This is a genomic window from Candidatus Nanopelagicales bacterium (assembly GCA_037045355.1).
Taxonomy (GTDB): Bacteria; Actinomycetota; Actinomycetes; order S36-B12.
The window spans coordinates 247393-266011 of the sequence record JBAOHO010000013.1; the positions used below are offsets into that span (position 1 = coordinate 247393).

Here is an 18619-nt window from a genome sequence, read left to right on the forward strand (position 1 = left end):
CGAGGAGCACATGGCGCGATCGCGGCTCCCGCTCAAGCCGGGCCCGCCGAGCGTCAGCAACCTCACGAAGCAGAACAAGTGGCGCGAGGAGCCGCCTGCTCGCGCGCCGGGGCACGCTCGGCGGCACCTCCTCGACCACTCCGCCGGATCCGATCGGGCCCAGGATCGGCGGGGAGGGTGCTGCCGGGAGGGCTTCCAGTCGCGTGCGGAATCGATACCGCACGCGCGATCGGGTCTTGGGGCTTGTGTCCGGCGAAAGTCAGGTGCTCCTCTGGGGACACCCGGAGCGGTTCGGACCCGGAAGAAGTTGCCACCCGATCGGAGCCGAACCGGATCCTGTCCAAGAACGTCACAAGACGTGCGGACCGGGAGTCCTCGTGGAACACCCACCACGGCGGTCGCCCCGTCCGACGGTGCGAGGCCGGACCCAGCCGCGCAGTTTGAAGGGACCACATCTGCTCATGAGATCGCGCACGCTCCCCACGGTTCTGCTCATGGTCGTCGGCGTTGTGCTGGCCCAAGTCGGTCTGTCTGCGGTGTCGGCCTCGGCTTCAGCCGCCCCCCTGCCCAGCCCCACCTCAGTGGCAACTCCGACCGGATCGCCCAGTCTCACTGTCACCGCAGCCGGAGCATCCCCGTCGGCTACCGTCCTTACGACCGGTTCGGCCGTGGAGCTGAAGTTCATCCACAGTGAATGGGGTGGCGGAGCCGGTCGCACCACCACCGCAACCATCACGAACACCGGTACTCAGCCAGTCAGTTCGTGGACGGTGAAGGTCCCCTACAGCGACGGCATCATCGACGTCTGGAATGGATCCGGTTCCAGTCGCAACGGCACATTGACGGTGAGCAACGCCGCCTGGAACGGCACGATCGCACCCGGAACCAGCACGACATTCGGGTTCAACGACACCTCAGCCAAGACACCAACCCCGCCGACATGTGACGCGACATTGAACGGATCGACCGGGGTTTGCTCCATCTTCGGAGCCGCACCCAGCCCCAGTCCGACTTCGACAACCACGCCGACGCCCACGCCCACGCCGACGCAGACCTCCCCGCCGACCGTGACGCCGACCGCGACCCCGACGCCCGCGCCGACCGTGACGCCCGCGCCGACCGTGACGCCCACCGCGACCCCGACCCCGACCCCGACCATGTCTCCGTCACCGACCCTGGCGCCAGGGATGCCGGCACTCCCCCTGTCGACGAACGGCAACAAGATCGTCGACGCTGACGGCAAGGAGATCGTGCTGCAGGGCGTCAACTGGTTCGGATTCGAGACGAAGAACCACGCGCCGCACGGGCTGTGGACGCGCGACTACAAGGACATGCTCGCGCAGATCAAGTCACTGGGATTCAACGTCATCCGGTTGCCGTTCTCGCTGCAGGCACTGACGTCGAACACCTCGTCGGGGATCGACTTCGGGGGTGGGAAGAACGCCGGTCTGGCGAACAAGACGCCTCAGCAGATGATGGACGAGATCATCGCCGAAGCAGGTCGCCAGGGCCTGATGGTCATCCTCGACAATCACTCCCAAGCTGATGATGGGTTCCAGTACGACCTTTGGTACGGCCAAGGCGGCTTCACCGAGGATGACTGGGTCGCGCGCTGGCGAGAGCTCGCGCAGCGGTACCGGAACGCGCCGAACGTGATCGGTGCCGACCTGAAGAACGAGCCGCACGGTTCCGCGACCTGGGGCACTGGCTTGACCACCGACTGGCGCCGAGCGGCTGAGCGCGCCGGCAACGCCGTTCTGGCCCAGAACCCTGATCTGTTGATTCTGGTCGAAGGGATCGAGAATCAGGTTGAGGGCGGCCAGCAGCTCGACGCTCACTGGTGGGGCGGCAACCTGGAGGGCGTGAGGAAGAACCCCGTGCGCCTGGACGTCGGCCACAAGGTCGTGTATTCGCCGCACGAATACGGTCCCGAAGTGTGGACTCAGCCGTGGTTCTCCGCCCCCGACATGGCAGCCGTGCTCGCCGACCGCTGGCTGAAGGGTTTCGGCTACATCCACGACGAGAACATCGCGCCGATCCTGATCGGTGAGTTCGGCGCCAAGGACGTCAGTACTGCCTCCCTCGAAGGGCGCTGGTTCCGTCAGTTCGCCGACCACCTTGGTCAGAAGGGCATGAGCTGGACCTTCTGGGCGTGGAACCCCAACTCCGGTGACACCGGAGGTGTTCTCACCGACGACTGGACGACGGTCCACCAGGACAAGGTGTCGCTGCTCACCGCACTGATGCGGCGCGAGCGGATTCCGTACGGTGCAACCTCGACCCCGACCCCGACCCCGACCCCGACCGCAACGGCAACGCCGACCCCGACTGCAACGGCAACGCCGACTCCCACCCCGACTCCTACCGTGACGGCAACGCCCACTCCCACCCCGACTCCTACCGTGACGGCAACGCCCACTCCCACACCGACGCCCACCAGCACCGGGCTCAGTGTTCGTTTCGTCCGCGGTGACGCGTGGGCAACTGGGTACTGCGCCACCACGGAAATCGCCAACAAGACGCCCCAGAAAGTCGACACCTGGACTCTGACGTTCACGTTGCCTTCCGGCACCTCGATCTACAACTCCTGGAGTGGCAAGGTCACTCGTTCCGGCGACACCTACACCGTCACCCCACCGACATGGGGAGCGAAGATCAACCCCGGCCAGACCGTCTCGGTGTTCGGCTACTGCGCCAACGGGACGGGAATGCCCACCAGCAGTTCAGTGCGATAGCCAGTTCGGTCCGACTACCCCCTGCGCAGGACGTGATGTCGCCGCATCTGGCGACATCACGTCCTCGGTTGGCGAGGTTGCGGCAATCGGTCGGCGAGCTCAGGTGCCAATCCCTGGACGCGGAAGCTCAGGCCGCTCGCCGACTCCGGCCCGCAATTGGGACCCGCAACCTGGAATGGTGCCCTGCCTGACCTGCGACCTCGCGCGCAGATTGCCGCTTGTCGGCCACCTCGTGCCGCGAGGCAGCCACATGCGGCGCGATAACGGCATTGAGTCGGGCGGCGGCGGGTGGCGGCTGAGTCAGGGCGGTGAGTCGGGCGGGCGGTACCTGATACCGGCGACTGACGAAGGGTGGCTGCAGCGGGTCGTCCCCGGGCCGGTCACGCCTGGTGGTGCCGCAGTGAGGACGCTCGCGGAGTCAGCCGGTACGGGAGCAGAACGTGCTCGTGGTCGCCACCCTTCATGACGCGCAACGCCAACTTGGCAACGACGTGGCCACACTCGGGCCCCATCAGACTGACGGTGGAGATCGGGGGTGATGTGAGTCCGTCCAGCAGGCTCTCGCCGAATCCAACCACGAGCACGTCGGAGGGAACCCGGCGTTGGCCGTGCTCGGTGATGGCAGCCAGCGCTGCCTGGTTGTCTCCGGTGAGTGCGTACACAGCGTCGCAGCCGGCGGCGAATGCTCGCTCCAACTGGGTGGTGGGACTCTCGGATAGATCCACCTCGATGATCTGGGGCGCCACCCCGTGATCGGAGCACCAACTGCGGTAGCCGGTCGTCGTGGGGTGGCGGGCTATTGACGTCACGTGTCGATTCACCAACAGGCCGGGATGTTTCGCCCCCTGATCCCTCAGGTGGTCCATGACATCTCGCACCACCATCACGTGATCGTGGCCGACCGTCGAGAACTGCCCGTGCGCCTGCGGGTCGCCGGCGACGATGCGGGGGATTGAGCCCGGCAGTTCGCGGACGGCGGCATCGGAGGTGGGGTCATCGGTGACGGTCAGCACGGCGTCCACCGGGAGGTGGCGCATGCTGTCGACTGCCGTATCAGTCACGGTGAGCACTCCGACTCCCGCTGCCGTCAACTCCTCGGTCAGCGCGAACATCAGCCCGGGCCAGAATCCGGTTTCGACGAAGCCTGGCAGCAAGGACAGGTGACGCCGCAGCAGGATTCCCAGGATCGGTGCCTGGCCGAGACGCAATGCCCGCGCTTGGGGGTTGCTCCGGTATCCCATGCGTTTGGCGACAGCGCGGACATGCTCGCGGGTGTGTTCCGACAGGCGGCCGGTTCCGTTCAAAGCCGCAGACGCAGTGGTCCGTGACACCCCCGCCCGCAGTGCAACCTGCGCGAGGGTGACCTGATGCCCGGTGTTGTTGGTCACTACATGGCCTCGCACACGCTCTCCGGTCGACCTTCGCGTTGTCTATCACTGCTGATGGGATGGTGTCAGGTCCCTCGACGATCGCGGTTCCGCTCTGGCGATTGACCTGATGGACTACTCAAGGGGGATCCTGTCGATACCGTCGACGCTGTGACTGACACCTATCAACTGACACTGCCCCTGACGCGATTCGTGCTCATTGCCGGGGCCATTCTGACTTTTCTCGCTGGTGTCCAACTGTTCGTCTTGAGTGACTACACCGCCGACTACTTTGCATGGACGATCGCGGCGGGATCGACAGCCGCGGTCCTGGGTTCGTTCTATTGGACGGCTGCCCTCTTGGCTTTCCTCAGTTGGCGCCGTCCCGAGTGGGCGTATGCGCGAGCCGGCGTCGTTGGGGTGACCTTCCTCCTGTGGGCGACGTTGGCCACCATCTTGATGCACCTGGGGAACTTCCATCTGCAGGGTTCCGGGGTGGGACGGTGGTCAGCCTGGATTTGGTTGGCCCTCTATGTCATCTATCCGATTCTGGTGACAGCCGCATTGGTGCTTCAGTTTCGGGCCGGCGGAGTCGACCCACCCCGCACCGCACCTCTCTCTTCGGCGTATCGATACGCACTGGGCGTCGCCGGTACGGTGTCCGTGATCCTCGGCGTGATGATGTTGATCCTCCCCGCGGTCGTGGCCGAATACTCTGCAACCCCGCTGACACCGTTGACATCGCGTTCGATCGGATCGTGGTTGCTGGCGTTGGGTGTCATCTACGTAGTCATGATGGTGGAGAACGACGCGGTCCGCATCCGTCCACCGGCTGTCGCCTCCGGTGTCGGCGCCGTTCTCCTGGCGATCGTGCTGGCTCGTTACTGGCCAGCAACTGAACTGGGGTGGACTGCGTTGGGCATTCCTATTGTTCGTGGCAGTCCCGGCGACTTTGGGCATCGCCGGGCTCTACTCGGGGCGAGTCAGAGGATCGTCCGGGATGGGTTCCTCATGACACCCCAAGCCCGTCCTTGGCGACTGCTTCGAACCAACGGTGGGGCAGTACACGCTTGGCCACCAGCGCGATTCGGTCACGCCCCGGACCGACGGAGATCCGGCGCCGCGGGCGTCGGGCGTCCAGTTGCGCGGCGATGACACGGGCCGCAGCGACCGGGTCGGCACCATTGCTCTCGTCGTGCTCCATCACGCGCACGGCCCGCCGGAATGCGGATGTGTACGGTCCACTACCCGCGGCAGCCTCCCGTCTGCCCGACGTGAAGTCGGTGCGGAAGTTGCCGGGCTGGATCAGCGTGACGTCCACACCGAACGGAGCGACTTCGTACGCGAGCGCCTCGGCCCAGCCCTCGAGAGCGAACTTGCTCGCGCTGTAGTAGGCCTGGAACGGGATTCCCACCTGACCTCCGATGCTGCTGATCAGCACGATCCGACCCGAGCGCGCCCGCAGTGCCGGAAGGGCCTCGGTGGCCACCCGCACCGCCCCCCAGAAGTTCGTCTCGAACTGGGCCTTTGCCTCGGCTGGAGTGGTGGTCTCCACTGGACCCGCGAGGCCCCAACCAGCGGCCAGCACCAGCGCGTCGATGTTGCCGCGGTGCGCCACTGCACTGGCCACGCCCTCACGCACTGACTCGTCGCTGTCGACGTCCATCACCAGTCCACGCCAGCCGGCCCCAGCGGTGCCTCGGCGGCTGGCTCCGATCACGGTCCACCCGCGGGAAGTCAGCACGTTCGCGGTGGCGCGGCCGATACCCGCGGATGCCCCCGTCACCAGGGCGACCCGCCCGGTGGCGGGCCCGGCGTTGTGCGGCGAGCCGGTGGCGGGGGCGCCGTTGTGCGGCGAGCCGGTGGCGGGGGCGCCGTTGTGCGGCGAGCCGGTGGCGGGGGCGGCGTTGTGCGGCGAGCCCGAGCCCGAGGGGGAAGGGTCCGAGGGGGAAGGGTCCGAGGGGGAAGGCGAAGTCACGGCCACTCCTTCAGGTGTGCGCGGAGAAACCGAGACACTGCCTTCGCAGTCACCCGTCGCCCGCAGCAGTCGGGTGGTTGTCACCACCCCTGAGGGTGAACCTACCGTCGCAGCGGTGGGGAACCAGCAAGATTCTCAACCGCTGCGACGCCGCGGCCGGATCACCGGGTTTCGCAGGCGACCTTGTTTCCGTTGGGATCCAGCGCACTGTGTACCTGCAGGTACAGGCGCTTGCACACGATCGGTCGCTGGAAACCCTTCTTGACGATACGGTCGGCAGCCTTCTTGCTCTTGGCCACCCCGCCGCTGTAGTCCTGCCGCAGTTCGGAGCATGACCCGGTGCCGGCTTTCATCTCGGCGTGACCGGTGGCCGGGACCGCCACCGTTGCCGCGGTCAAGGTCAAGATCCCGGCGATGGCGGCTATGCGAGGTCGTACTGTCATGGGGTTTCCTTCTCTCGGTTGCAGGACCGGCCTTGTGGTCCTTGGTGTTGTTGTGGATCGGTCGTCCGGTCGAGGAGCCGCGGGGTCAGCGCGGGATGAAACCTTGGTCGAGATCCCAGGGGCGGATCGGGCTATTGGCGATGAGCCAGGTCTCGATGTCCTTCATCCACCCCGTCAGGACGAGCACTCCGACGAGGATGAAGACTGCACCAAGTCCGCGGCGGAACCAGCCGTCAGGGTCGGCGGCCCACCGTGCTCCGCGGACGGCGCGCTGGCCGAGGAGTGCGATACCCAGCAGGGTTCCGCACAGTCCGGCGACGTAGGCCAGGAGCAGGAGCATCCCGAATGCGGCGTCGGCGGGCAGCACCGTGACGATCACATATCCGTACAAGGGGGAGCAGGACGTGAAGACCGGTCCGAGGGCTGCCCCGGTGAGGATCAGCCCCAGAGTCCCGTCGGTGCGGCGCGCGGCGCTGAGTCGGGCGCTGGAGCGAGCCTGTAGTCCCAATGCCGTACTGGCTCGTTCCCACAGATGCGGGAACAACGACACGACACCGAGCACGATCAGCAGGCCACCGGACACCCATTCCCACACCGAGGTGGGGATCCCGATCAGGGTGGTCGTCGCCTTGAGCAGGAGGGTGAAGACGATGATCGACGCCCCCAGGGAGGATGCGATGATCACGGGCCCACGGATACGTGATCGCTGTCTCGTCGCGACTGCCACGGACCCAGAGCCGCTCGAGGCTTGACCGTTGATCGGAGTCTCCGCAGCGACCGAGCCTCCGACGATGATGGGGAGCAAGGGAAGCACGCAGGGCGCCAGCGTGGTGAGCACACCGGCGATCAGGGCGCCGAGAAGGGCGATCATCAGACCAGTTGACTGTCGATCTCATCGACAGTGGTCGAACCGGTGAACTTCGTCAGTTCCTTGCCGTCGGGAGCGATCTGGACGAACGTGTGCTGGGTTGTGACACCGTACTCCTGCTTCAAGTCGGTGTTGTCGTCATAGTCGACACTGACGACAGTGAGCCCCTCGGGGATCGAGGTCGACTCCAAGTTGCCCTTCGCCTCCTGGCACGTCGGACACCAGGTCGCGTTGAAGAAGAGCACGACATCGCCAGCCGCGTACTTCGACGAATCCGCCTGATAGTCCGCGTAGCTGATGAACGCCCCGGGCACCGTTGCCGGCTGCGATGGCTTCTTGCCGTCGGGCGTGGGCTTCGAGTCGGGTTCCGCGGGCGTGTTCGACGTCACGGGAGCGGGGGTGGCCGCGGGGTCGGCGGCGGTCGAGCCCGATCCGGACGAGCACGCCGCCAACGAGAGAAGCAGCACCGCGGCGATTCCCGGCACCGTCGCTGCGTTTCGAGTGATGGTCACTGTCGTCTCCTTCGGTGAGGCTTTGCGCGTTTCGCTGCTGTTCTTGGGGCTTTGTCCGTCACTCAAGGACAACTCATAAAGCCGCTTCGCGAAAGTTGGATTCGATTACCAGAGTCTTACGGTGGTGGGAGTTCACCGCATCGGCAAGCCCGCTTCACCGCAGGGCGGGTGATCGACTCTCAGGTGCGGCTCCGGTGCGTATGCGTAGGCTCCGGTCGAACCGCGCGGTTGCGACCTGGCCCCTCACTCCCGGACGATCACATGAGAACACCCGCTGGGGTTGTCAGCCTTTCGATAGGAGCAGACCATGGCAGAACTCGACGACCGATTCGAAGCAGCGGTTGCCGCATCGAAGACGCTGACGAAAGCGCCGGACCAGGACGTCATGCTGCAGATGTATGCCCTGTTCAAGCAGGCCAACGAAGGTGATGTTGCGGGCAAGCGGCCAGGTTTCACCAACCCGGTCGGACGCGCGAAGCACGATGCCCGCGCCAAGATCGCCGGCATGTCGAGTGACCAGGCGAAGCAGGACTACATCGCGTTGGTCGACTCCCTGAAGTAAGGCACCGGGTGGAAAGCCGTGCCTGGCCATGGGGTGGCCGACCCGCGGTTGCATTCGAGAACGAGAGGCGCTCATGAGTCGACTGCTCAAGACCGTTGCACTGCTCGTCCTGGGCGTCCTCACACTCGGACTCGTGTGGCTGATGGGAATGCGCAACAAGCGGTCAATCGTGGTGCGCACGCAACGGCGGATCAACCGTGCCGTCTTCAACCCGCGCCAGATGAAGACCGCAGGGCGGCCTGGCGCCTACGCCGGGATCGTGCACCACATCGGACGGACGTCGGAGCGGGACTACCGGACACCGGTCGGGGTCATGCCGACGGACGACGGTTTCGTGGTGGCGCTCGTGTACGGCAGCGAGACGGATTGGCTGAAGAACGTGCTGGCGCGGGGTTCAGCCACCATCACCCACGACGGTCGGACTTACGACGTCGACCAGCCGGCAGTTGTGCCCCTCGCCTCGGTTGCGGACGCCTTCCCTGAGTCGGAGTTGCGCAGCATGCGGGTGGTAGGGGTACGCGAGTGCCTGCGGGTCCGGAGGGTGCCCCTAGGTGCGGCCGGCAGTTCCGCCGCGGAGCCCATCTGACCCTCCGAACCACGAGGCGAATCAGTGACGTCGCCCTCGCGAGCCAAGCTTCCGATCAGCGTCAGCGCAGCTGTCCCCACTGATCGGTCGTCAGCGCCGAACTCGTCACGCTCGGGGGTGAAGGCGCGAACGGGCATGTGCGGCTCTGCGTGAGTTCCTTCCCCTGGATCACGAAACGGTCGATCGGCTTGTTCACGCACGACGACGACGTCGCTCCCCAGATGACGTGCTGACTGCTCTTGTACTTCAGCAGTGGCCGGTCGAAAGCAGCCTGCATGCTCTTGGCCCATGCCAGGGGAGTGGAACCGTCCTTGGTGGCGTTTGCCAGCAGGACCGGAACGTCGCCCAACTTGGCGCGCTGCTTGTTCTTGGTGACCAAGGGGATCGGATCCGGGTCGATGGAGTTGAGCCCGCGACACCCGATCGCGTACATCATGGACAACGAGCCGCCGAACACCGGGTAGTCGCGCGCGTTGACCTGCGAGATCTGAGTCTCCTGTTTCGCTGTGAGTCTCTGGTCGTAGTCCAGGCAGTTCACCATGGAGAAGCCGCCACCCTCGTTGCTGTTGGGAAGTTGCTTCCACGCGGCCAGGCGAGCTCGGGCCAGTTCGGACTGCTCATCTGTTCCGCGCGCAAGGTTGACGATCTCCGCCGCCGCCGACAGATCGCCCCACGCGCTCTGGAATGCGACGAAGTTGCCCGCCACGTCGAGCCAGTCCCAATGAGAGAACACGCCACCGTTGTCCAGTGGTATCGGAGTCTCTACCAGGGAGTCGCCCGTCTCCATGACCGCCTGGTAAGCGCTCGGGTCGTGGTTGCGGATGAACTGCAGTGCGAGGTCTTGCGCGGTGCCGCCGATCTCCGGCAGTCCGATGTAGTTGCTGGACGGGTCGATATTGCCGTCGAGGACCAGTGCCCGCACCTTGTCGGGGTACTTCAGCGCGTAGACATAGCCGATCCGCGTGCCGTAACTGGTTCCCCAGAACGTCAGCTTGCGGTCTCCGACAGCCTTGCGTAGCTGCTCCAGATCGCGCACGACGTTGTTGGTCCCCATGGCCCCCGCGATATTGCGTGCGTTGCGGACGCATGCACGGTTGGCGGCGGCCAAGTCCGCGGCCGACTTGCGTTGGACTGTTGCCCAATTGGGGGTGGTGGTGTCGGCCGGCCGGATGGGCCAGGGGCCTTCACAGGTCCCGAGGCTCGGCGTCGACGCACCGATTCCACGGGGATCAAACGCCACGAAGTCGAAGCGCTTCCGTACCGCCGGTGACATACGGGCGGCGACGGAGTCGATGAATTCGGTACTCGGGCCCCCTGGCCCACCGGCGTCCCAGAACAGTGAGCCGATGCGCTGGTCCGCGGTGCCCGTGGCTGGGATGCGCGCCAGAGCGATCCGGACGGTTCCACTGCCGGACTTGCCGTAGACCTTGGGCACCTTGACGGTGGCGCATTGCTTGTCCGGCTGGGCGTCGGAGGGGCAGTCCGCCCAGTTGACCGTCGACTGCGACGCCACCGGTGCTGACGCGGCAGGGGCCGCGATGCCCGTGGATCCCGACGCGTTGCCGGGGGCAAGCATGATGTTCCCGCCTGCCACCGCGGCAACTGCGAAGGTGGCCACCATCGAGTGGCGGGGGAGCTTCCGTTCAGAGCGCGGTCTTTCGGTCGGCGAGGCAGCGGCAGTCATACGTTCAGTGTTCAGGCTCGACCCGACGCCCTGCAACCCGCCTCGCTGGCGGGTGACCGGTGAGGATCACAGACCCGGCCATGGATTGAAGAGTGATCGGGGTCAGTGGCGTCGCTACCTGCCCAACCTGAGGTATGCCATTGTCGTCAAGGAGCCCTGACCGGCGTGCGCAGGAGGTCCTGAAGTGCAGGCGTCAGGTACGTGAGGTGATGGTGTGACGGAACGGATGGACCACGCGGAGAACCCACGCTGCACCAACGCCGTCGACATCCTGTGGATCCCACTCGGTGCTGGCGCCCATGCTGCACGAATCAGTGGCCGGATCTTCGAGGCCGTGGCTGCGGCGCTCCAGCGGCGGCGAGCCTGCGACCTCTACCATTCGGCGTTGCAGATCCACACGCCCGAGGGTTGCTATGTGGTCGAGCAGACACCCGTTCCGGCAATCGGCAGTCCGGTGAACCGCGGCGTTGTGGCGGGGGGTGTCGTGGGGTTTCGGCCTGCGGGGCGGTGGCGGATCTTCCGTTACGAGATCCGCCGCTGGCGCCATGGCGTGATTCCAGACGCCAACTACGCGGTGGGTGGGCCGCAACGTCTGACGCAGGACCCCGCAGTCGTGCGTCGTGTCCTGGCCGTGGTCCCCGATGTCCCCACCCCGGTGTGGGGACGCGACGAGTTGCGAACGGGCGAGATGTGGAACTCCAACAGCATCGTGTCCTGGGTGTTGACCAGCAGCGGTGTCGACACCACGAGGATCAATCCACCGACTGGTGGTCGCGCCCCCGGCTGGCGTGCCGGGCTGGTGGTCGCGGCTCGTATGGCTCGCTGACAAGACCCGGCAGTACAGTCGAAAGGCCTCGGGTGAGGCGCCGGCCAGGGTTCGATCGAGGAGCTCGAGAACGGCCGGATCGAGCGATTGGTGTGGGTATGTCGCGAGTGGTCCACTTCGAGATCCAGGCCGATGACCTGGAACGAGCCAAGAGTTTCTACGGGGCGGTGTTCGACTGGAAGTTCGAGGACTACGGCCACTTCACCGGATCCCCCTACTGGGGTGTCGTCACGGGCCCGGATGAGGAGATGGGCATCAACGGCGGGCTGATGCCGCGTCCCGCTCCTGCCCCGGGGCCAGGACACGGACTGGCCGCATTCGTCTGCACCATCGGGGTGGAGGACTTCGACGAAACCGCCGCGAAGGTACTTGCCGCGGGCGGTCAGGTCGCACTGCCCAAGATGGCGTTGACCGGTATGGCGTGGCAGGGCTACTTCCTCGACACCGAGGGCAACACGTTCGGCGTGCATCAACCCGACCCCGAGGCGAGGTAGCCGCTGCTCCCTCGACACGTGGCTTGGCGCGGTTCGCGGCGCGACAGCTATGCCCGGATCCGGGCTATGCGTTGGGCTGTGCCGAGCGGCCGGGCAGGCCGGGCAACGACGGCAGCGCTCGGCGCAGCGCCGACTTCACCATGCCGGTCATCAGCGTGCCGCGCTGCAGTGTCGTTGCCGTGAGCACACCGCCGAACATCGCGCCCGCGACGCCGCACGTCACGATGTCCTGCCCGGTCAGGTACAGCCCGGGAATCGGAGTCGTGGGTTTGAGGAATCCCTGCCGCAGTCGCTGCGGGGTGTGGTCCAAGCCGTACAACTCACCGCGCGAGTAACCGGCGAAGTGTTGCGTGGTCAACGGTGTGGAGATCTCGGCGATGGCGACCTGCCCCCTCAGTTGCGGCAACTGCGAGAAGACGGCTTCGAGCATGCGATCGGCCAGCCCGTCCTTGAAGGCTTGGTACTCGGAATCGCGGCGTTTCCACCTGCTGCCTTGCCAGTGCTCGAACCATTCGTATGGCGCTGCGGTGATGACGTCCACGGTGGAGTGCCCGGGATGACGGCGCTCGAAGTCCGGGTCCTTGGCCGCGGGGAACGACACGTATACCAGCGGCAGGTCCGCTTCCGGGTCTGTGCGGCTGTCGCGGAAGGTGCGGTCGTAGTCGTCGTTGGGGTAGATCCACAGGTTGTGCTTCGGCAGTTCCAGCTCCTCTGCCGTCTTGTCGAACCCGAGATACAGGCACAGGTGGCCCATCGACGGCGACACCTGGGTGAGGTCGGTCAGCAGCCCCTTGCTCTGGGCGACATCGTGCGGCAGCAGGTGCGTGAAGGTATTCACGACGCCGGCATCACTGACCACGATCGGCGCCCGGATGACCTTGTCGTCGGCGGCCATACGGACACCGACGGCATGACCGTCCTCGATCACGATCTCAGCGACTTCGGCGTTGATGAGGACCGTTCCACCCGCGCGCTCGATCACAGGGATGATCGACTCCGCGATCACCCCCGACCCACCGACGGGGTAGTAGCCACCCCGGAAGTAGTGACTGGCGACCAGGGCGTGCATGGCGAAACTGGACTGCGCGGGAGGCAGCCCATAGTCACCGCATTGAGCAGTGAGCACGGCGATCAAGCGCTGGTCGTCCGTGAGTTCCTCGAGTACCTGGCGGGTCGTTCGGTCCGACCAGCGCCGGAAGTTGCGTTTGAGCAGTGGGCCGGCGAGCGCCGCAATGGCGCTGGGAAAGGTCTTGCTGGCCTGGAAGGGCATCGAGGCGGACACGGCGGCACGGACAGCATCGAAGTAACCGTCGATCGCCGACTCTTCGGCAGGGAACCACGACACGAGCGCGTCACGCAGATTCCGCCGTCCCTTGGGCAGGTCGTAGATGTCGCCGTCGATGATCACGCGGTCGTAGACATCCCCCATGTCCGCCCACTCGATGCGGCCGTCGCTGATGTCGTCGAACACCCTGCGGGTGGGCGAGCCGGGGGAGACGTCTCCGACGTAGTGAACCCCGACGTCCCACTCGTAACCAGGTCGATGGAAGACGTGCGTGTAGCCGCCGGGCGTGTAGTGCCGTTCTAGCACCAGCACCTTCTTGTCGCCATGTTTCGCCAGCATGGCCGCACAGGCCAAGCCCCCGATCCCCGAACCGATGACGATGGCGTCGTAGTCATCCGTCACCGGGTGACGCTTGTAGGGCTGGGCAGTTCTCCTGCTCATCGGGCATCTCCCACCTGGACTGGTTGCGCCGCCTGTTGGTGCTGTTCTGCGATTGTCCCGCACCGGTGTGTGGTCATCGGCCCCGGTCATCCATCGGTCTGCCCCGCCGGGTGCTTCGGGTTCCCGCGCCTGTTGCCCTGGGGGCGGTCGATGTGCTGCCTGGGGAGCGGTTCGGCTACTTGCGCCGCTTCGGAGGTCCGGAGTCGGTGTGTCGGTCCCGGCGAACCTTCACCTTGTTGCCCTTGATCCTGGTGGAGGACAGGGCGCGGATCACGTCCTTGGCCGCATCTGACGGAACCTCAACCGTCGTGAAGCGGTCGGAGATGCGTACTGCGCCGACGTCGGCGCCCGTCAATCCTGTCTCGTTGGCGATCGCGCCCACAATGTCTCCTGGGCGGATCCCGGCATCGTGACCCGCACCGATGAACAGTCGATCCCTGCCCTTGCCCGGTGCTCGGGAGGAGTCGAAGTCCCTTCTGCCGCCCTTCCCGCCCTTCCCGCCTTTTCCTCTTCTTTCGCCCTTTTCACCGTGCCGACTTTCACCGTGCCGACTTTCACCGTGCCGACCGTCTCCACCGAGCCGACCGTCTCCACCACGACCGGACTCGCGGTAACCCTTGCGTCCGCCGCTGTCTCGATCTCGGTCCCGGTCTCGGTCTCGGCCCCGGCCCAGGTCCCGGCCCCGCCCCCGGCCCCGATCCCTGCGATGGTCACGGTCCTGGTCACGGTCACGGTCGCGGCGGGCTTCCACCACCGGGATGTCCTCCTCGCCGGCGTCACCGATGGTCGCGAGGTGCGCCATCTTGATCGCGGCGAGCGCGACATCGTCGGGGTCGAAGTCATCGGTGAGGGAACCCAGCAAGCCGCGGTAGGCGTCGAGGTCGTCGTCCTGACAGATCCCCGCCAGGACCGCGCGTGTGGTGGCCATGCGACGCTCCCGCAACTCGGCCGAGGTCGGGATCCGGCCGATCTCGATGTGTTGCTTGAGCGTCCGTTCGATGCTGCGGATCAACCGCTGTTCGCGCGGCTCGGCGATGGTGATCGCTGAGCCCTCCCGACCGCCACGCCCCACCCGACCGATCCGATGGACGTACGACTCCGGTGCCGCCGGCACATCGAAGTTCACCACGTGCGTGAGTTGGTCGATGTCCAGACCACGAGCGGCCACGTCGGTGGCCACCAGCAGTTCGGCATCTCCTCGGCGCAGACGGTTCATGACGCGGTCCCGCTGCCGCTGGTCCATGCCCCCGTGAAGCCCTTCGGCCCGGTAGCCGCGACCGTTGAGGGTCTCGGTCAGTTGGTCCACCTCGTCACGTGTGCGGCAGAACACCAGCGCCGCGGTAGGGGACTCCAGGTCCAGGATCCTGCCCAGCAGCGCCACCTTGTGGGCCCGGGCCACGATGTAGACGGTCTGCTTGATCGCGGGCCGTTCGCCCTCGGGCAATACCTCGCGGGGAATCTCGATGCGCTCGGGATCGGTCAGATGCGCCTTCGCGATCCGGAGGATGCGCTTGGGCATGGTCGCCGAGAACATCACCGTCTGACGTTGTGTGGGGGCCTGCTCCAAGATGGCGTCGAGGTCCTCCGCGAACCCCATATCGAGCATCTCGTCGGCCTCGTCCAGTACGACGGTCGTGACGTCGTCCAGGACCAGGACCTTCCGCTCGAGCAGGTCCAGTGCCCGCCCGGGAGTCGCCACGACGATGTCCACACCTCGTTTGAGAGCGCTGATCTGCCGACCGATCGGTTGACCGCCATACACCGGCAGAGTGCGGGTCCCGAATGGGCGGCCATAGCGGTGGATCGCCTCGGCCACCTGCATACACAGTTCTCTCGTCGGCGCCAGTACCAGGGCAGTCGGGCTGGTCCCGCCAGTGTTGTCGGCGCGCTCACTGAGCATCGGTAGGGCGAACGCCGCGGTCTTTCCCGTGCCCGTCGCTGCTTGGCAGAGGAGATCCTTGCCGCTGAGCATCTGGGGTATCGCCGCTCGTTGGATCGGCGTCGGCGCCTCGTATCCGAGTGCTGCGAGGCTGGTGACCAGTTCCGGTCTCAACCCCAAGCTGTCGAATCCAATCTCATCCAGCGTTTGGCCGGGGTCTTCCGAGCTGAGTTCGGCTTGATCCGAGGTGGGCGCGGAATGCTCCGACCCGCGTTCGGTGTCTTCTTGCCCCGACCCTAGGTCGGTGTGTTCCGAGGTCGGTCCGTTGTCCGCGTGCACGTGCCACATCCCATCCGCCGCAACGCCGTCGCGGGTCGTTCGGAGCGTAACGCAGTGCGCAACGCGTGGCCGATTCCCGCAGACGGGGGCTCACCTCCGTCGTGGGCTCTGAGGCCCAGGTTCCAACCTCCCGAGTGCCGCGACCACGCCACATGTGACGGGGTCACGGCACGAGGTGGCGGGTTCAAGTCCCTTTCGCGGTGAGCTGGGGAGACTTCCGCCCTCGGCTCGGAGGCCCCGGTTCCCCATTCCCGGATGCCGCGACCACGCCACATGTGACGGGATCACGGCTCGGTGTGGCGGGGTCGAGTCATTCTCGTCGCGGCTCGGGGGTCCCCGGTCCCTGTCGGCTCGGTGGCTCTGGGCTCAGCCGCTCGGGGTCCGGCGGTTCGGGGTTTGTGGGTGAGCGGTGTCCACCGCTGGGTTGCGTCCCATAACGCCCAGCGGTGATTTGACCGGTGTTCGTGTGCGGTTCAACCACGAGCTCGCGCGCAGAATGCCGCGAGCCCGCCACCCGGTGCTCAGATCACGCCACCTGCGGCGAGGTCCCGTCGTTGGCGGTGAGGCTTTGTCGGCCGCAGCGAATCAGGTTGCCAGGGCTTCCGGGTCGGGGGTGTCGGCCAGGGCATCAACCTCGCTCTCGACCTTCCAGGACGGCTTGCGGAACAACCAGAACAGGAACGGCATGGCGAGGAACGCCCCGGTCCCGATGACCACCACCGCGACGTAGGCGCCGGTCGACATCCCGGTCGCCTCTTCCGTCGGGATCATCGAGACGATAAGTCCGAGCAGGCACACGAGCAGTCCGACCCCGATCACGGCGACGAGTCCGACCCATTTGCCCGGGATCCGGTAGGGGCGCGGTGTATCGGGTTGGGAGATGCGCAGTTTCACCAAGGAGACAAGCATCATGCCGTACATGATCAACGTCATATTCGTCTGGATGATCGCGAACAGGAACCACGCGTTCTGTACGGATCCCAGGAGTCCGTAGCCCAGGGCCAAGACGGAACTCACAGCCGCCTGACCCAGGATGATGACGACGGGCATACGGTTGCGGTTCTCCTTCTGCAACGCAGGCGGCAGGTTGCCGCCTACCCGCCCGGCCACCACCAATCCTCGCGACGGGCCACCGAGGATCTGCACCAGAGCCGCAGCCAAGCCGGTGACCAGGAGGAATGCGAGAACCGCGGTCATCCAACCGACATTGAACTGGTCGAAAATCGCCTCACCGGACTGGATGAGGCCCGTGACGATGTTGATGTCTCCGCTGGGGATCACCACGGCAAGTGCGAGCGTGACGGGCGCGAAACACAGGAAACACAGGGCAACCGCGATCAAGTTGGAGCGAGGAATGGTCCGACCCGGGTTCTCGACGTCGCCGCTGTGGATCGCGGAGATCTCGATGCCGGAGAACATGAGCAGGGCGCCGGAGATGAACGCGACATTGCTGAAGCTGATATCGGGGACAAGGGCGTCAGCCGAGATTTCCATGGCAGGGGGATTGCCAGGCGACCAAGAACGCGACCGCGAACCCCACCAACAGCACCGCCGGAATCAGGGTCCCGGCGATGACGGAGTACCAGGCGAATCCCTTCGCCACACGCAATCCACGCAGGGCCATCGCGGCAGCCAACCAAGTGACCAGCACCACGATCGGGATCAGGAACGCGGGGCTGTTACTCAGGTTCGGGTCGATCGGATACGCCGCTTGCAGAGCGAGAGTGCCCATGATCCCGGGCCACGCCACCACGAAGTTGGCGAACTCCAGCCAAATGATCATGAACGCGGCCGCTTCGCCGAAGGCAAGTCGCGTCCACACGTAGATACCACCGGTACGGGGCCAGGTGGAGCCCATCTCGGCCGATGCCATGGCCGTCGGTCCGAGGAACAGCACGATCGCCGCGAGGAACAACACGATCGAACCGAGACCGAAGGTGGCCAACTGCGGGGTCGTGTTGACGTTCGCCAGGAACGAGAAGGTGAAGATGGCGAGGCCGGTGACACCGAAGACCTTCTTGCGGGTGACCCCGGGGGCCGGGGAGTCACTCATCGGGGTTCCCCCTGATGACGCCCCTGCTCACTGGGTCGCCCGCAGTTCTCCCGGCTCCGCCTTCGCTCGGGGCTTCGCTCGGGGAGAGTCGACTCGGGCGCACGTCGATCACGCATGGACTGCCCACGACGACACCACCTCCCGCCACACTCCCGCCACACTGAGGTCCCTGTCGAACCCAGGCCGCAACCCTCGGGCTCAACTCAGACGCGGTTCCGCACGCCGACAGCGTAGGGCGCCTGCGAGCGGGTCGCGTGGCGAGTTGCGGCATACGGGTTCGGGGCAGTTCATGGGTGGTGATCGGGGGACGTCCGCTGGTGATCGGGGAAGGTCGGTGGTGCAGCGGGGGAGGGTCGGTGGTGACCTGGGGGAGGTCGGTGGTGACCCGGGGAGGGTCGGTGGTGACCCGGGGGAGGGTCGGTGGTGATCGGGGGAGCCGAGGGTGAGCGGTGGAGGCCTGCCGGTGATCGGGCGAGGTCTGCCGGTGATCGGGCGAGGTCTGCGCTGATGGTGGCGAGGTCCGCGGGTTGCGAGGGTAGAGTGCGCAGATCACACCCGCGGAGGGCG

General features: G+C 66.0%; 16 protein-coding genes. 5 read left to right on the forward strand and 11 right to left on the reverse strand.

What is annotated here, in order from left to right:
- Nucleotides 1–781: 781 nt before the first annotated feature.
- The gene (locus V9E98_07745) at nucleotides 782–1159 is read right to left on the reverse strand and encodes a hypothetical protein (protein MEI2716875.1); all 378 of its coding nucleotides are present in this window, start codon (nucleotides 1157–1159) and stop codon (nucleotides 782–784) included.
- Here V9E98_07745 and V9E98_07750 point away from each other — a divergent pair.
- The gene (locus V9E98_07750; protein MEI2716876.1) at nucleotides 1158–2735 is read left to right on the forward strand and encodes a cellulase family glycosylhydrolase; all 1578 of its coding nucleotides are present in this window, start codon (nucleotides 1158–1160) and stop codon (nucleotides 2733–2735) included. The two genes, V9E98_07745 and V9E98_07750, sit on opposite strands and share 2 nt — an antisense overlap.
- A gap of 380 nt (nucleotides 2736–3115) precedes the next feature.
- Here V9E98_07750 and V9E98_07755 read toward each other — a convergent pair whose 3' ends face one another.
- From V9E98_07755 to V9E98_07775, 5 genes are all read right to left on the reverse strand, one after another.
- Complete coding sequence (locus tag V9E98_07755) at nucleotides 3116–4138, reverse strand: LacI family DNA-binding transcriptional regulator (GenBank protein ID MEI2716877.1); 1023 nt, start codon at nucleotides 4136–4138, stop codon at nucleotides 3116–3118.
- Between the two features lie 973 nt (nucleotides 4139–5111).
- Nucleotides 5112–6080 carry an SDR family oxidoreductase gene (locus V9E98_07760; protein MEI2716878.1) on the reverse strand — a complete coding sequence of 323 codons (969 nt, stop codon included), beginning with the start codon at nucleotides 6078–6080 and terminating at the stop codon, nucleotides 5112–5114.
- Nucleotides 6081–6241: 161 nt separating this feature from the next.
- The gene (locus tag V9E98_07765) at nucleotides 6242–6523 is read right to left on the reverse strand and encodes an excalibur calcium-binding domain-containing protein (GenBank protein MEI2716879.1); all 282 of its coding nucleotides are present in this window, start codon (nucleotides 6521–6523) and stop codon (nucleotides 6242–6244) included.
- Between the two features lie 85 nt (nucleotides 6524–6608).
- Nucleotides 6609–7394, reverse strand: a complete 786-nt coding sequence (locus tag V9E98_07770) for a cytochrome c biogenesis protein CcdA (protein MEI2716880.1) — start codon at nucleotides 7392–7394, stop codon at nucleotides 6609–6611.
- On the reverse strand, nucleotides 7394–7903 hold the full coding sequence (locus tag V9E98_07775; GenBank protein ID MEI2716881.1) for a thioredoxin family protein: 510 nt from the start codon (nucleotides 7901–7903) through the stop codon (nucleotides 7394–7396). The genes V9E98_07770 and V9E98_07775 overlap by 1 nt, the downstream gene beginning before the upstream one ends.
- Nucleotides 7904–8210: 307 nt before the next feature.
- Here V9E98_07775 and V9E98_07780 point away from each other — a divergent pair, with 307 nt between their 5' ends.
- Nucleotides 8211–8465 carry an acyl-CoA-binding protein gene (locus V9E98_07780; GenBank protein MEI2716882.1) on the forward strand — a complete coding sequence of 85 codons (255 nt, stop codon included), beginning with the start codon at nucleotides 8211–8213 and terminating at the stop codon, nucleotides 8463–8465.
- Nucleotides 8466–8538: 73 nt separating this feature from the next.
- A complete protein-coding gene (locus V9E98_07785) occupies nucleotides 8539–9051 on the forward strand; it encodes a hypothetical protein (protein ID MEI2716883.1) in 513 nt (170 codons plus the stop codon).
- A gap of 61 nt (nucleotides 9052–9112) precedes the next feature.
- Here the strand turns inward: V9E98_07785 and V9E98_07790 are convergent, their stop codons facing one another.
- Nucleotides 9113–10735 carry an alpha/beta hydrolase gene (locus tag V9E98_07790; protein ID MEI2716884.1) on the reverse strand — a complete coding sequence of 541 codons (1623 nt, stop codon included), beginning with the start codon at nucleotides 10733–10735 and terminating at the stop codon, nucleotides 9113–9115.
- Nucleotides 10736–10949: 214 nt separating this feature from the next.
- Here V9E98_07790 and V9E98_07795 point away from each other — a divergent pair, with 214 nt between their 5' ends.
- Together V9E98_07795 and V9E98_07800 are read left to right on the forward strand one after the other, a co-directional pair.
- Nucleotides 10950–11561 (forward strand): hypothetical protein, encoded by a 612-nt coding sequence (locus tag V9E98_07795; GenBank protein ID MEI2716885.1) that lies wholly within the window; start codon nucleotides 10950–10952, stop codon nucleotides 11559–11561.
- 98 nt (nucleotides 11562–11659) lie between these two features.
- Nucleotides 11660–12055: a VOC family protein gene (locus tag V9E98_07800; GenBank protein ID MEI2716886.1), complete on the forward strand. Its 396-nt coding sequence runs from the start codon at nucleotides 11660–11662 to the stop codon at nucleotides 12053–12055.
- Nucleotides 12056–12119: 64 nt separating this feature from the next.
- Here the strand turns inward: V9E98_07800 and V9E98_07805 are convergent, their stop codons facing one another.
- The 4 genes from V9E98_07805 to V9E98_07820 form a co-directional block, all read right to left on the reverse strand.
- On the reverse strand, nucleotides 12120–13781 hold the full coding sequence (locus tag V9E98_07805) for an NAD(P)/FAD-dependent oxidoreductase (protein ID MEI2716887.1): 1662 nt from the start codon (nucleotides 13779–13781) through the stop codon (nucleotides 12120–12122).
- Nucleotides 13782–13956: 175 nt separating this feature from the next.
- On the reverse strand, nucleotides 13957–15834 hold the full coding sequence (locus V9E98_07810; protein ID MEI2716888.1) for a DEAD/DEAH box helicase: 1878 nt from the start codon (nucleotides 15832–15834) through the stop codon (nucleotides 13957–13959).
- A gap of 750 nt (nucleotides 15835–16584) precedes the next feature.
- Nucleotides 16585–17493, reverse strand: coding sequence for an APC family permease (locus tag V9E98_07815; GenBank protein ID MEI2716889.1), 909 nt, complete (start codon nucleotides 17491–17493; stop codon nucleotides 16585–16587).
- Complete coding sequence (locus V9E98_07820) at nucleotides 17477–18052, reverse strand: amino acid permease (GenBank protein ID MEI2716890.1); 576 nt, start codon at nucleotides 18050–18052, stop codon at nucleotides 17477–17479. Before V9E98_07820 ends, V9E98_07815 begins: the two co-directional genes overlap by 17 nt.
- Between the last annotated feature and the right edge of the window lie 567 nt (nucleotides 18053–18619).

Bases quoted from the DNA above. Each gene is read 5' to 3' on its own strand.
- V9E98_07750 (MEI2716876.1), top strand. From the start codon at position 1,158: ATGTCTCCGTCACCGACCCTGGCGCCAGGGATGCCGGCACTCCCCCTG.
- V9E98_07745 (MEI2716875.1), bottom strand. From the start codon at position 1,159: ATGGTCGGGGTCGGGGTCGGGGTCGCGGTGGGCGTCACGGTCGGCGCG.
- V9E98_07765 (MEI2716879.1), bottom strand. From the start codon at position 6,523: ATGACAGTACGACCTCGCATAGCCGCCATCGCCGGGATCTTGACCTTG.
- V9E98_07770 (MEI2716880.1), bottom strand. From the start codon at position 7,394: ATGATCGCCCTTCTCGGCGCCCTGATCGCCGGTGTGCTCACCACGCTG.
- V9E98_07780 (MEI2716882.1), top strand. From the start codon at position 8,211: ATGGCAGAACTCGACGACCGATTCGAAGCAGCGGTTGCCGCATCGAAG.
- V9E98_07785 (MEI2716883.1), top strand. From the start codon at position 8,539: ATGAGTCGACTGCTCAAGACCGTTGCACTGCTCGTCCTGGGCGTCCTC.
- V9E98_07790 (MEI2716884.1), bottom strand. From the start codon at position 10,735: ATGACTGCCGCTGCCTCGCCGACCGAAAGACCGCGCTCTGAACGGAAG.
- V9E98_07800 (MEI2716886.1), top strand. From the start codon at position 11,660: ATGTCGCGAGTGGTCCACTTCGAGATCCAGGCCGATGACCTGGAACGA.
- V9E98_07805 (MEI2716887.1), bottom strand. From the start codon at position 13,781: ATGAGCAGGAGAACTGCCCAGCCCTACAAGCGTCACCCGGTGACGGAT.
- V9E98_07815 (MEI2716889.1), bottom strand. From the start codon at position 17,493: ATGGAAATCTCGGCTGACGCCCTTGTCCCCGATATCAGCTTCAGCAAT.
- V9E98_07820 (MEI2716890.1), bottom strand. From the start codon at position 18,052: ATGAGTGACTCCCCGGCCCCCGGGGTCACCCGCAAGAAGGTCTTCGGT.